This window comes from Klebsiella sp. AqSCr, assembly GCF_008452795.1.
In the GTDB taxonomy this organism is placed as follows: Bacteria; Pseudomonadota; Gammaproteobacteria; order Enterobacterales; family Enterobacteriaceae; genus Klebsiella; species Klebsiella pneumoniae.
In genome coordinates this window covers 23,290-36,346 of record NZ_MJDM01000005.1, presented here as the reverse complement: position 1 = coordinate 36,346, position 13,057 = coordinate 23,290, and the positions used below count along the sequence as shown (strand labels likewise).

Genomic DNA, 13,057 nt, shown 5'->3' with positions numbered 1-13,057 from the left:
TAAAAACCCTATACTGTATGAATCGACAGTTTAGGGTGTGTTATCATGACGGCGGAAGGCCATCTCTTCTTTTCAATCGCCTGCGCAGTATTTGCCAAAAACGCAGAGTTAACGCCGGTGCTGGCGCAGGGCGACTGGTGGCATATTGTGCCCTCGGCGGTATTGACCTGCCTGCTGCCGGACATCGATCACCCCAAGTCGTTTCTTGGCCAGCGGCTGAGCTGGATCTCAAAGCCCGTGGCGCGGGCCTTTGGCCACCGCGGCTTCACCCACAGCCTGCTGGCCGTCTTTGGCGCGCTGACGCTGTTCTATCTGAAAGTGCCTGACAGCTGGATTGTCCCGGCAGACGCTCTCCAGGGCCTGGTGCTGGGCTATCTCAGCCACATTCTCGCCGATATGCTCACCCCCGCCGGTGTGCCGCTGCTGTGGCCCTGTCGCTGGCGCTTTCGGCTGCCGATCCTTGCGCCGCGCAAGGGCAATCAGCTCGAACGCGCCTTGTGTATGGCACTGTTCGTCTATGCCGTCTGGATGCCGCAGACGCTGGCGGATAACAGCGCGATACGCTGGTCATCCGGGGTGATCAATTCCCTGCAGATCACCTTCAATCGCTTTATAAGTCACCAGAGTGGGCGATAAAGCGGCGGAAAACGCCATTTGGTTATAACCCATTCCATTTGAATATAAGTCCTTGATAACGCCTTCTGCTAACCTTGCCGTCATAAGAGCTGGTTATCCACCAGCCCAGGTTATAAAAATATCAGGAGAACGGGGATGAACTTTCCATTAATAGCGAACGTAGTCGTGTTCGCCGTATTACTGTTTGCGCTGGGGCAAACACGCCATAAACAGTGGAGCCTGGCCAGAAAAGTGCTGGTCGGTCTGGCGACTGGCGTGGTATTTGGTCTGGCGCTGCAGCTGATCTACGGGTCTGACAGCCAGGTGCTGAAGGATTCCATCCAGTGGTTCAATATCGTCGGCAACGGTTACGTCCAGCTGCTGCAAATGATTGTTATGCCGCTGGTCTTCGCCTCCATCCTTAGCGCGGTGGCCCGCCTGCACAATGCCTCGCAGCTGGGGAAAATTAGCTTCCTGAGCATCGGTACTCTGTTGTTCACCACCCTGATCGCCGCCCTGGTTGGCGTGCTGGTGACCAATATGTTCGGCCTCACCGCCGAGGGTCTGGTCCAGGGCAGCGCGGAGACCGCCCGTCTGAACGCCATCCAGAGCAACTATGTGGGGAAAGTAGCGGATCTCAGCGTCCCGCAGCTGATCCTTTCCTTCGTGCCGAAGAACCCGTTTGCTGACCTGACCGGGGCTAACCCAACCTCCATCATCAGCATCGTCATTTTCTCGGCGTTCCTCGGCGTCGCAGCGCTTAAGTTGCTGAAAGAGGATGTGGAAAAAGGCCAGCGCGTGCTGACCGCGATCGATACCCTGCAGGGCTGGGTAATGAAGCTGGTTCGTCTGGTCATGCAGCTGACCCCTTACGGTGTGCTGGCCCTGATGACCAAAGTGGTTGCCGGGTCGAATTTGCAGGACATCATCAAGCTTGGCGGCTTCGTGGTAGCCTCGTACATTGCGCTGGGTATTATGTTTGTCGTCCACGGCCTGCTGCTGGCGATTAACGGCGTCAGCCCGCTGAAGTACTTCCGTAAAGTCTGGCCGGTGATCACCTTCGCCTTTACCAGCCGCTCCAGCGCCGCCTCCATTCCGCTGAACGTTGAGGCGCAAACCCGTCGTCTCGGCGTACCGGAGTCGATTGCCAGCTTCTCCGCCTCCTTTGGTGCCACCATCGGCCAGAACGGCTGCGCCGGTATCTATCCGGCAATGTTGGCGGTGATGGTCGCGCCGACCGTGGGCATCAACCCGCTGGATCCGATGTGGATTGCCACCCTCGTGGGCATCGTCACCGTCAGCTCGGCGGGCGTCGCCGGGGTGGGCGGCGGCGCGACCTTCGCCGCGCTGATCGTCCTGCCGGCGATGGGCCTGCCGGTGACCCTGGTAGCCCTGCTCATCTCCGTCGAACCGCTGATCGATATGGGGCGTACCGCGCTGAACGTTAACGGCTCAATGACCGCCGGGACGCTGACCAGCCAGTGGCTGCGCCAGACCGACAAGTCGATCTTCGATAGCGAGGAAGAAGCCGAACTGGCGCATCGCTAAACGGCAAGCACAAAAAAAACCGCTGATCATTCAGCGGTTTTTTTATTTCTGCAGCCGACTCAGGCTTCAATCTCACCTTCCTGACGCACCTGGTTAGCCCAGCGCTGCGCCGACTCCGGCACGCTGAATGCCGGTGAGCGACGGAAATGCTCCCCCATCAGCAGAAAAGCGACATACTTCCCGCGCAAAATCCAGACATCGCGAAAATGGTCCATTTTCACGGCATGTTCCGGGGGCGCAGGCTCCACGCGCGGCACGTAGCTAATGACAGGGCGATTTTGTTGGCGCAATGGTTTCATAACAAATGGATTCACTAAACATAGCGGGAAACAGAAACCTCTATCATAGCCGATTGTGGCCCCGTTCGTCGCCCCTTCGCCGCCGATGCGCATTTTAGGATAACTCCCTGCCCCCTCGCCGGGCGCAGACAGCGTAATGTTCTATAGTTAGAAGGGTTTTGGTCTATCAACGACCACTTTTAGCAATGAAAGCAGGAGACGAGTAATGTCTGATAAGCACCCGAACCCTCACCAACAGCAGGCACCGGTCCACGACAGCGAGGAAGCGCAGCCGGGTCTCGATTCGCTGGCGCCGGACGATCGGGAGTGGCGCCCCACGCCGAAACCTACCGCTCCGGGCGTCGAACCCACCGCCCCAGGCAGCCTGAAAGCGCCCGATACTCATAACAGCAAACTGGATTCCCTGGAGGCGCAACGCAAAGGGGGGGAAGATTTTCCGCTGACCACCAACCAGGGCGTGCGCATTGCTGACGATCAGAATTCGCTGCGCGCCGGTAGCCGCGGCCCAACGCTGCTGGAAGATTTTATCCTGCGGGAGAAGATCACCCACTTTGACCACGAGCGTATTCCGGAGCGTATCGTTCATGCCCGCGGCTCTGCCGCCCACGGCTACTTCCAGCCCTACAAAAGCCTGGCTGCGTTGACTAAAGCCGATTTTCTTTCGTCAGCCGATAAAATCACCCCGGTGTTTGTACGCTTTTCCACCGTGCAGGGCGGCGCGGGGTCGGCGGACACCGTCCGCGATATTCGCGGCTTCGCTACCAAGTTTTACACTGACGAAGGGATTTTTGACCTGGTGGGCAACAACACACCGGTCTTCTTCATCCAGGACGCGATGAAGTTCCCCGACTTTGTCCACGCCGTGAAGCCTGAACCCCACTGGGCCATCCCACAGGGGCAGAGCGCCCACGATACTTTCTGGGACTATGTTTCCCTGCAGCCGGAAACGCTGCACAACGTGATGTGGGCGATGTCGGATCGCGGCATCCCGCGCAGCTATCGCACCATGGAAGGCTTCGGGATCCATACCTTCCGTCTGATTAATGCCGAGGGCAAAGCCACCTTCGTTCGCTTTCACTGGAAACCGGTCGCCGGCAAGGCGTCGCTGGTGTGGGATGAAGCGCAGAAGCTGACCGGCCGCGACCCCGATTTTCATCGCCGCGATCTATGGGAGGCCATCGAAGCCGGGGACTACCCGGAATTTGAGCTTGGCCTGCAATTGATCCCCGAAGAGAATGAATTTGCTTTTGACTTCGACCTGCTCGATCCCACCAAGCTGATCCCCGAGGCGCTGGTGCCGGTGCAGCGGGTTGGCAGAATGGTCCTCAACCGCAACCCGGATAACTTCTTTGCCGAAAATGAACAGGCGGCCTTCCATCCCGGACATATCGTCCCGGGCATTGATTTCAGCAACGATCCGCTGCTGCAGGGGCGTCTCTTCTCTTACACCGATACGCAAATTAGCCGCCTGGGTGGGCCGAACTTCCATGAAATCCCCATCAACCGTCCGACCTGCCCGTATCATAATTTCCAGCGTGACGGGATGCACCGGATGGACATTGACACCAATCCGGCCAACTACGAGCCCAACTCGATTAACGACAACTGGCCGCGCGAGACGCCGCCTGCCGCCAAACGCGGTGGCTTTGAGTCCCTCGCCGAGCGCGTCGACGGCGAAAAAATCCGCCAGCGCAGCCCTTCGTTCGGCGAATATTACGCCCAGCCGCGTCTGTTCTGGCTGAGCCAGACGCCGATTGAACAGCAGCATATTATCGATGGTTTCAGCTTCGAACTCAGCAAAGTGGTCCGCACCTGGATCCGCGAGCGGGTGGTCGATCATCTGGCCCACATTGATACTAAGCTTGCGGAAGCGGTTGGGGCGAACTTAGGCATCGAACTGAGCGACGATCAGCGCAACATTACCCTGCCCGCCCCGGTCAATGGCGTGGAGAAAGACCCCAGCCTCAGCCTCTACGCCGACGCCGAAGGCGATGTGAAAGGTCGCGTGGTGGCAGTCCTGCTCAACGAACGCACCTCAGCGCAGGATCTGGTTCAGCTCCTGCAGGCGCTGCAGGCCCAGGGCGTGCACAGCAAGCTGCTCTACTCGCGAATGGGCGAAGTCATTGCCGACGATGGTTCTCCGCTGCCGATCGCCGGCACCTTCGCCGGCTCCCCGTCGCTGACGGTGGATGCGGTGGTGGTGCCCGGCGGCGACCTCAGCGCCCTGAGTCAGAGCGGTGACGCGCGCTATTACCTGCTGGAAGCCTATAAACATCTGAAGCCGATCCTGCTGGCAGGGGATGCGCGGCAGCTGACGTCCGTTCTGCATGTTCCGACCCAGGGTGAAGAGGGGGTCATCGTCACCGATGCGCTCGACACGCCAGCGGCGGACAAACTGCTCGCCCTGATGACGGCCCACCGCGTGTGGTCGAGAAGCCCGAAAATCGCCGCTATTCCGGCGTAGTAAAAAGCCCGGCACGCTGTGCCGGGCTTGATTCACTTTCCCTTTCCCCCGTCGGGCTTACACGTCGCGGTAGGTTCCCAGACGATAACCCCGCTCGGCCACCGCCGCTTTCAGCGAGGCAGATGTCAGCACATCAAGCTCATCCAGTCGCGGATAGCAGTAGGCGCTGCCCATAATGATCCGATCGACATAAGCCGGATGACACATCACCTCCAGGGAGCGCTCCCCGCGGGCGATGGAGGCATCCAGCGTCTGCAGAAACAGTTCCTCAGAGACCGCTTCGCCGTAAAACTCGCTGCTGAAGCCGGCGCTGCTGCGCGCCGCCTGCTGGTCGAGCCCACTCTGCGCCGCCACCTGGCGGTCAATGCGTAACGCAATGCCCTTCTCGCGGGCAAAGGCCGCGACGATGGGATAAATCTGGGCGAACATATGCACATGGTGATGGCTGTCGATATGCGTCGGCTCATGGCCGAAGAGTTCGACAAAACGACGGTACTGACACGCCAGCTCGTGGGCGATCTCTTCCAGCGGCAGGCTATCTTCTTCCGCCTGCTGCCAGATCCATTTGCCCAGCCGGCCATCGCGGGTTAATCCCGGCATGGCCGACAGCGGCTCGCCCAGCGTCAGCACAAAGTGCATACCGACCGCCAGCTCCGGAGTACTGCGGCTCAGCTGGGCGGCGTGGTCAATGGCCGCGCCGTTGACCAGCGCGGTGGTCGATGTCACCACGCCGTTGCGACAGGCCTCGATAATGCCGTAGTTCTGCCCTTTACTGAGGCCGAAGTCGTCGGCATTGACGATCAATACGCGTTCCATTTGCTACTCCCGTTACGATTTTAGTTTTTCGATCGTCGCCGCAAAGTTCGGCAGCCATTTTTCATGCGCCAGAATCATCTCCCGCGCCAGCTGTTCGGCGTCACGATCGGAATGGATCAGCGGGCTTAAGTTCAGCGCCAACAGGACATCGTTCAGCTCACCGCTGATCGCCGCCTGGCTGGCCGCCACTTCGAACCCCTTGATGGTGTAGATAAGCCCTAACACCTTCTCATCGAAATGAGTAATGCGCGGCGTCGGCTTCGCGCCGTCGCGGCCTAAGGTGCAGCTCATCTCTACCGCCCAGTCCGCCGGGATATTATCGACATGACCATGATGCGGGATATTCACATAGTGCTCAGTCTGCTTGTCGTTATAGATGGCATTGATTACTTCGCAAGCGGCATCAGAGTAATAGGCCCCGCCGCGCTGCTCCAGCTCCTTCGGCTTAACGTTAAGATCCGGGTTTTTATACAGCTCGAACAGCTGTTTCTCCACCTTCTGCACCACCTGGGCGCGCGCACCGCCTTTGTAGTACTCGCCCATCTCAATCGCCAGCATCTCTTTTGGCTTAAAGTAGTAGAGCAGGTAAGAGCATGGGATCAGGCGCAGGGAGCGGATCAGCCCTTCGCTAAACGGCAGGTCGAAGATGTTTTTCACCGAGTTCGCGGTCAGACGGCCGGAGGCCACGCCGTCCAGCAGCTCATCGAAGCGCGAGACACCGTTAACCAGCACGTCGCGGACGAACACCAGGTGGTTCAGACCAAACAGGTCGATATTCAGCTCATCGCTCGGGCTCAGCTGCAGCACGTCGGTGATGAACATCTTCATGCCGATAGGAATGTTGCACACGCCGATAAAGCGTTTGAAATTGGTGTGGCGATAGACCGCCTCGGTGACCATGCCCGCCGGGTTGGTGAAGTTGATGATCCATGCGTCGGGGCAAATTTCCTGCACATCTTTCACGATATCGAAAATCACCGGGATGGTGCGCAGTCCTTTAAACAACCCGCCCGCCCCGTTGGTCTCCTGGCCCAGGTAGCCGTGACTCAGCGGGATGCGCTCATCTTTTTCACGCGCCTTCAGCTGGCCCACGCGCAGCTGGGTGGTGACGAAATCTGCGCCCTGCAGCGCTGCGCGGCGATCCAGCGTTTTATAGACTTTCATCGGCACGCCGGCTTTTTCCACCATCCGCTCGCACAGCGCGTGGATAATATCGAGCTTCTCCTGTCCCTCTTCGACGTCTACCAACCACAGTTCGCTTACCGGCAGTTCATGATAACGTTTCAGAAATCCTTCCAGTAATTCCGGGGTATAGCTGCTGCCGCCGCCAATAGTGACTACTTTTAATTTCTGGCTCATCTTTTTCTCCCTTAGGCGCTGCGCCTGGACGCAGGCCGCTCTCCGCAACAATGCGGACAGTTAACTTGAATGATTTTCGGTATAAACCTGGCGGCGAACGCCGCGCGGGTTTAATTAATACTGGTCAAATGTTTGCGATAACTGCTCGGCGTAAACGACGTCAGTTTTTTAAAGGTTTTAATAAACAGGCTCGGGCTGCTGTACCCTGATTCATACGCAATATCCGTCACCGAATAATTGGTAATTTCCAGCTGTTTTTTGGCAAAGTTGATACGGATATCATTAATTATCTGCATCGGCGTTTTACCATAATAGCGCTGGGTCGCCCGGGTTAAATATTCCTGCGTTTTTCCGGATAAGCGAACCATATTTTCGAGAGCGCCTTCACCGAATTTCAGCTTATCATGCATGGCTTCCACGGTATTTTTTAACCATTGCGGCGTCACGTCGGCAACCGGCTCTTCACGATAGTGACGTAAACGGTTAATGACATAAAAGGAGACCAGCTCGATAAATTCGTCAAATTCCGTTTCGCGAAAATTGAGTGAGGCGATGACCGACTCAACGTAGCCGAGAAAAGCGCTCTGCACGGCGTAGACTTGCGAAGCCACCAGACCAAACGGCAGCAGCGGCAGGTAGTGTTTCTCAAAGAAGCGTCTGCTGATGCCGACGTTAAGGATGCGCGTCGCCCCGAACTCGTAAAAGCTCTGGTGGTGCGAGCCCATCGGGATAAAGACGAAATCCCCGCGCTCCAGCAGCACCCGTTTGCCATTGATCTCCTGGTAATAGCGCCCGGTTAACACCACGGTAAATTCGTAGTAATCATGCTGGTGAAGCCCGCTCACGCTTTCCGTTTTGTTATAGATGACCACATGAAAGTTCTTCCCGTTGAACAGCTGTTGTTCTCTGGCGGTACTGATCTCGGTGGTCATCATTCTGGGCTGCCTCATCGTCGCGATGGCCTATTGTACCTTCTCGTGCAGCTCAATCAATTCGGCCACCAGCTCACGAGCCAGCATGGAGGTCATCAGATGGTCCTGGGCATGCACCAGCACCAGGCTGACCTTCATTTTCCCTTCGCCCTCGTCGCTTTCGATAAGCTGGGTCTGCACGCGATGCGCCTCGCTCAGCGCCTGGCGCGACTGCTCCATCATCGCTTTCGCTGCGGCAAAGTCGCCCTGCTTCGCCTGCTTCAGCGCGCCATAGGCCAGGCTACGGGCTTGTCCGGAGTTGATAATCAGCCCCATCACTACCTCTTCGAGGTCATTTTCCGGGGTCTCTACCGCGTCGATGTTGTCCAGATCAAACATAATATTTCCCTCATTTATCAGGCGGTACGGGACGCTGCCCGTACCGCGCGGTATCAGAATTTCAGTGCGTTAGCGATGTCTTCTTCGCTCTCTTCCTGCTCGATAACGGTCTGCGCTTTATTCGACAGCACCACAAACGGCAGGTAGACCAGGGTAGCGACGCCAAGGTTGAACAGGGCCACCAGCAGGGCGGCAACGCTGCCGTTACTGTTAAAGAACGCTCCCAAACCGGTCGGCATAGTCCACGGCGCCAGGTTGGTCACCGGTGGGATAATCCCCAGGCTGTAGGCCGCCAGCGTAATGGCCGCCAGAATCGGCTGAACCAGCACGAACGGGATGAACATCACCGGGTTCATGATGATCGGCAGACCAAACAGAATCGGTTCGTTAATCTGGAAGATGCCTGACGGCAGCGCCAGCTTGGCAACCTGACGATGGTCAGCGCGGCGAGAAGCGATAAAGATGGCGATAATCAGACCCAGCGTCGCCCCGGAGCCACCCAGCAGGATGTAGGAGTCGAGCATCGGTTTAGCCCAGAAGTGGAACTGTTTGCCCGCTTCGATGGCCGCATCAACAGAGCCGTACTGGTTGTACAGCGCGATGTTTTCCAGCGCCCACGGCGTCATGATGCCGTTATCCAGGGCGGTAAGCGCCAGAGAACCGTGCACACCGAAGAACCACAGCAGAGAGTTAAAGATAACGTATGCCCAGCCAACCACGCTGCCCATCGCCGCCAGCGGCGTCGAGATAGAGTCCATGATGATCTGGTGGAAGTTGCTGCCATAGCTCGCCAGGGCCCACGAGATAATGCCGAAGATGGAGAGGATCAAGAAGCCCGGGATCAGCGCTGAGAAAGAGCGTGATACCGACCCCGGCACGCTGTCCGGCAGTCTAATCACCCAGTTGCGACGGATCACGAAGGTGAACAGTTCCGCAACGACCAGACCGATAATCATCCCGGAGATGATGTTCTGCCCGCCCAACCAGTTGGCGCCCACCGCATAGGCTTCGCCCACGCTATACGGGGTCACGGTCATGAAGGCCGCCACCGCCAGCAGGCCAGCTGCCATCGGGTCAACTTTGCGCTCTTCCGCCAGCGCGGAGCCGATAAAGAACGGCGCCATTAGCGACATAATCCCGAGGGTGCCGTTATAGACGTTTCCGCCGATAGCCTTAAAGCCGTTTAAGGTTTCAATGGTGGAGGCATCCAGGCGAATGCCCATGGAATAAAAGAAAGAGCCTTCGCCGAAGCTCAGAAAAACGTTGTTAATTAACACAAACATGGCCCCGGCGAGGGTCAACGGCATTAATTTAATAAATCCATTTTTTATTGCATTAATATGCGGCTGCTTTCCTATTTTCACTGCAAAAGGAAGGAGTACCTTTTCAAGCGAATCGATCACTTTACTCATAGTCAATACCCTTAAAAGCCGCAATAAACTATTACGGCGATGATGTATGAAATTACTCTTTGACGGGAAAATAAACTCATTATTTTTTGACGTCCGGCAACAGTCAGCCGCCAGGCGTCAAAATACATCGAGTTTTAAAAGTTAAAATTATTGTGCTGCAGCTTTCTTAATAGCCGCGACGGCGGCTTTCAATACCCCTAAACCATCAACTTTGCCATAGAGAAGGGAGTCGATAACTTCAACCGGTTTATTCGGCAGCAGGCGCTGAATTTCCGGTAACATATACGCAATTTGTGGCCCTAATAATACTACGTCGGCTTCCGGCCCTTTTTCGCCCGCGAGGGTTTCGGGATAGGCTTCAATAATGACCGGGACTTCATATTTTTCCGCCTGCGCGCGCATTTTGGAGACCAGCAGTGACGTGGACATGCCTGCCGAGCAGAAGAGATAAATGTGTTTCTTTTCCATGAACGCTTCCTCAATGTGTGAGACCAGGGCCTTCAGTAACCGCTGAGAGCCGGTAAGACTGGTAACATCCGGTTAATTCTGTTTATGAGTTGAGTATACGGCAAGCTGAGCCGCCAGGATAATTCGCTGTTGAACAGAATTGTCTCTCATTGACCTCCGGTTTTGACTACCCTCACATTTTCATCCAAATAATTCGCGCAATTAAATAAGCATCATGACTCACAAAAAAGCCCGACCAGTGGTCGGGCTTACGTAGAAGTCAGTAAACAGTAGGAAGCTTACCTGGCGTTGCGCGGGTCGGTATCATACTCGGCGCAGGTCTGGTAGCCGGAGTTCATGACGTGACCCGTTTCGTCGAGGGCCACAAAGTAGGTTTCAACTTTACCATCTCGTTGACCGAGGATATAGGTCTGGCAGGTGCCGCGGGCATGGACCATGGTGACTTCCGTTGAAGGTTTGCCGGCGATCTGCATCACCTGCTGACGCGACATCCCTTTCTTCACATCTTTCACCACCGGCTGGGTAAACTGGTCTTTGGTACGATCGTAAGCGGTACAGCCCGCCAGTAAGGTTAACGCGACGGTGACGCCCAGTATTCCTGCTAAGCTTTTGTTCATTTTGGTTCCTCTTTTCTACTGTGTAACGATAAGCCTGGAATAAATAGTGTTATTTTTCAAGCCGAACAGCGAAATCATGTCAGGTTATGTTATTGCGTAAACAGGATTGTTCTGCCGACGTCGGACGGCGGCGCAATGCGCGGTACAGCATCTATAATGAAAACCTATGTCATTGATTGCCTTCTTTTCCGGCAGTCAAAACCCCGGTCCTTGTCGTTTCAGCGGCAAAGAGGTAGCTTTAAGCCAACAGCTTGCCAAACAGATTCACTTTCGGAGGGCGCGATGACGCTACAACAAGAGATTATTCAGGCGCTGGGCGCAAAGCCGCAGATTGATGTCGCAGGCGAGATCCGCCGCAGCGTCGATTTCCTGAAGTCATACCTGCAGACCTACCCGTTTATTAAATCGCTGGTGCTGGGTATCAGCGGCGGTCAGGACTCCACCCTGACGGGAAAACTGTGCCAGATAGCGATTAACGAACTGCGTGCCGAAACCGGCGACAGTAGCCTGCAGTTTATCGCCGTCCGTTTACCCTATGGCGTGCAGGCTGATGAGCAGGACTGCCAGGACGCCATCGCATTTATCCAGCCTGACCGGGTGTTGACAGTCAATATTAAAGCTGCGGTGCTGGCCAGCGAACAGGCGCTGCGCGAAGCTGGCATCGAACTGAGCGACTTCGTTCGCGGAAATGAAAAAGCCCGTGAGCGAATGAAGGCCCAGTACAGCATCGCCGGAATGACCAAAGGAGTTGTGGTCGGTACCGACCATGCGGCGGAAGCGATTACCGGCTTTTTCACCAAATATGGCGACGGCGGCACCGACATCAACCCAATTTTCCGCCTGAACAAACGTCAGGGCAAACAGCTGCTGGCCCATCTCGGCTGCCCGGAACATCTGTATAAGAAGCTGCCCACCGCCGACCTGGAAGACGATCGCCCCTCCCTGCCGGATGAAGTGGCCCTGGGTGTCACCTACGAGAACATCGACGATTATCTGGAAGGCAAAACGCTGGACCCGAGCATCGCCAAAACGATCGAGGGCTGGTATCTGAAAACCGAACACAAGCGTCGGCCGCCGATCACCGTCTTTGACGATTTCTGGAAAAAATAGTCTCTCCCCCCGCCCCGGCCTGCGCCGGGGTTATTTTTTGTCCTTTTCGCCGCAAAAATGGCCTGCTATACTGGATGGATAGACAGTACCAGGAGTTATTGTGGCCAGAAAGCAATCAGCCCCGCGTCTCGAGTTTGAGGCGGCGGCGATCTATGAATATCCCGAACATCTTCGCCCGTGGCTGGAGGCGCTGCCGAAGCTGCCGGGCGTCTATCAGTTTCACGGCGACAGCGACACGATGCCGCTCTATATCGGTAAGAGCGTCAACCTCCGCAGCCGGGTGTTATCCCACCTGCGCACCCCTGAAGAGGCCGCGATGCTGCGTCAGTCGCGGCGTATCACCTGGCAGCGCACCGCTGGCGAGCTGGGAGCGCTGCTGCTGGAGGCGCGGTTGATTAAAGAGCAGCAGCCGCTGTTTAACAAGCGGCTACGGCGTAACAAGCAGCTCTGCGCCTGGCTACTTGCGGACGACCGGCCGCAGATTGTCTATGCCCGTGAGGTTGATTTCTCGCACCAGCAGCATCTCTATGGCCTGTTCGCCAACCGGCGAGCGGCGCTGCAGATGCTGCAGAGCCTCGCTGACGAACAGCGCCTCTGTTATGGCCTGCTTGGTCTGGAACCACTCAGCCGCGGCCGCGCCTGCTTTCGCTCCGCGCTGGGCCGCTGCGCCGGGGCCTGCTGTGGAAAGGAGAGCGTGGAGGCGCACAGAGAGCGCCTGCTGGCGCAGATGAGCAGACTGCAGCTGGTGTGCTGGCCGTGGGCGGGGCCCGTGGCGCTGGAGGAGCGCGGCCCGGACATGACGCAGTATCACGTCATTCATAACTGGCTGTGGCTGGGCGCCGTTGAATCGCTCGACCAGGCGGCGGAGTTGACCCGTCTGCCCGCCGGATTTGACCAGGATGGTTACAAGATCCTCTGTAAGCCTTTGCTCAGCGGAGACTATCCGCTGCATCCGCTTGGCTGAGAAGCCACCAATAAAAAACCGCCGGCCCTGCCCAACGCCTGATGGCATTATTGGGCAAGACCGGCGGTCTTGATT

The 13,057-nt window shown here is 56.8% G+C and carries 14 protein-coding genes; 5 read left to right on the top strand and 9 right to left on the bottom strand.

Annotation, left to right across the window (positions count from 1 at the left end; genetic code table 11):
• Positions 1 to 45: 45 nt before the first annotated feature.
• Both BHE81_RS03990 and BHE81_RS03985 read left to right on the top strand, forming a co-directional pair.
• On the top strand, positions 46 to 636 hold the full coding sequence (locus BHE81_RS03990; protein WP_002901611.1) for a metal-dependent hydrolase: 591 nt from the start codon (positions 46 to 48) through the stop codon (positions 634 to 636).
• Between the two features lie 135 nt (positions 637 to 771).
• The gene (locus BHE81_RS03985) at positions 772 to 2,163 is read left to right on the top strand and encodes an L-cystine transporter (protein WP_004151918.1); all 1,392 of its coding nucleotides are present in this window, start codon (positions 772 to 774) and stop codon (positions 2,161 to 2,163) included.
• A gap of 59 nt (positions 2,164 to 2,222) precedes the next feature.
• On the opposite strand, the gene cedA is transcribed toward BHE81_RS03985, so the two are convergent.
• On the bottom strand, positions 2,223 to 2,477 hold the full coding sequence (cedA, locus tag BHE81_RS03980) for a cell division activator CedA (RefSeq protein WP_008807754.1): 255 nt from the start codon (positions 2,475 to 2,477) through the stop codon (positions 2,223 to 2,225).
• A 190-nt stretch (positions 2,478 to 2,667) separates the two neighbouring features.
• Between cedA and katE the strand changes: the two genes are divergently transcribed.
• Positions 2,668 to 4,926 (top strand): catalase HPII, encoded by a 2,259-nt coding sequence (gene katE / locus BHE81_RS03975; protein ID WP_002901554.1) that lies wholly within the window; start codon positions 2,668 to 2,670, stop codon positions 4,924 to 4,926.
• Positions 4,927 to 4,983: 57 nt separating this feature from the next.
• Here the strand turns inward: katE and chbG are convergent, their stop codons facing one another.
• The 8 genes from chbG to osmE form a co-directional block, all read right to left on the bottom strand.
• Positions 4,984 to 5,742: a chitin disaccharide deacetylase gene (gene chbG / locus BHE81_RS03970; RefSeq protein WP_023279912.1), complete on the bottom strand. Its 759-nt coding sequence runs from the start codon at positions 5,740 to 5,742 to the stop codon at positions 4,984 to 4,986.
• Between the two features lie 12 nt (positions 5,743 to 5,754).
• Positions 5,755 to 7,101, bottom strand: a complete 1,347-nt coding sequence (locus BHE81_RS03965; RefSeq protein ID WP_004209901.1) for a 6-phospho-beta-glucosidase — start codon at positions 7,099 to 7,101, stop codon at positions 5,755 to 5,757.
• 110 nt (positions 7,102 to 7,211) lie between these two features.
• On the bottom strand, positions 7,212 to 8,036 hold the full coding sequence (gene chbR, locus BHE81_RS03960; RefSeq protein ID WP_002901552.1) for a transcriptional regulator ChbR: 825 nt from the start codon (positions 8,034 to 8,036) through the stop codon (positions 7,212 to 7,214).
• A 27-nt stretch (positions 8,037 to 8,063) separates the two neighbouring features.
• Positions 8,064 to 8,411, bottom strand: coding sequence for a PTS N,N'-diacetylchitobiose transporter subunit IIA (gene chbA, locus BHE81_RS03955; RefSeq protein ID WP_004140356.1), 348 nt, complete (start codon positions 8,409 to 8,411; stop codon positions 8,064 to 8,066).
• Between the two features lie 53 nt (positions 8,412 to 8,464).
• On the bottom strand, positions 8,465 to 9,823 hold the full coding sequence (gene chbC, locus BHE81_RS03950; protein ID WP_004148091.1) for a PTS N,N'-diacetylchitobiose transporter subunit IIC: 1,359 nt from the start codon (positions 9,821 to 9,823) through the stop codon (positions 8,465 to 8,467).
• An 11-nt stretch (positions 9,824 to 9,834) separates the two neighbouring features.
• A complete protein-coding gene (locus tag BHE81_RS28050) occupies positions 9,835 to 9,951 on the bottom strand; it encodes a hypothetical protein (protein ID WP_004217133.1) in 117 nt (38 codons plus the stop codon).
• A 19-nt stretch (positions 9,952 to 9,970) separates the two neighbouring features.
• Positions 9,971 to 10,291 (bottom strand): PTS N,N'-diacetylchitobiose transporter subunit IIB, encoded by a 321-nt coding sequence (chbB, locus tag BHE81_RS03945; protein ID WP_002901547.1) that lies wholly within the window; start codon positions 10,289 to 10,291, stop codon positions 9,971 to 9,973.
• A 278-nt stretch (positions 10,292 to 10,569) separates the two neighbouring features.
• Positions 10,570 to 10,908, bottom strand: coding sequence for an osmotically-inducible lipoprotein OsmE (osmE, locus tag BHE81_RS03940; protein ID WP_002901544.1), 339 nt, complete (start codon positions 10,906 to 10,908; stop codon positions 10,570 to 10,572).
• A 282-nt stretch (positions 10,909 to 11,190) separates the two neighbouring features.
• On the opposite strand from osmE, the gene nadE reads away from it, so the two are divergent.
• Positions 11,191 to 12,018, top strand: coding sequence for an ammonia-dependent NAD(+) synthetase (gene nadE / locus BHE81_RS03935; RefSeq protein WP_004151921.1), 828 nt, complete (start codon positions 11,191 to 11,193; stop codon positions 12,016 to 12,018).
• Between the two features lie 100 nt (positions 12,019 to 12,118).
• Positions 12,119 to 12,982, top strand: coding sequence for an excinuclease Cho (gene cho, locus BHE81_RS03930; RefSeq protein ID WP_004176514.1), 864 nt, complete (start codon positions 12,119 to 12,121; stop codon positions 12,980 to 12,982).
• Positions 12,983 to 13,057: the final 75 nt, after the last annotated feature.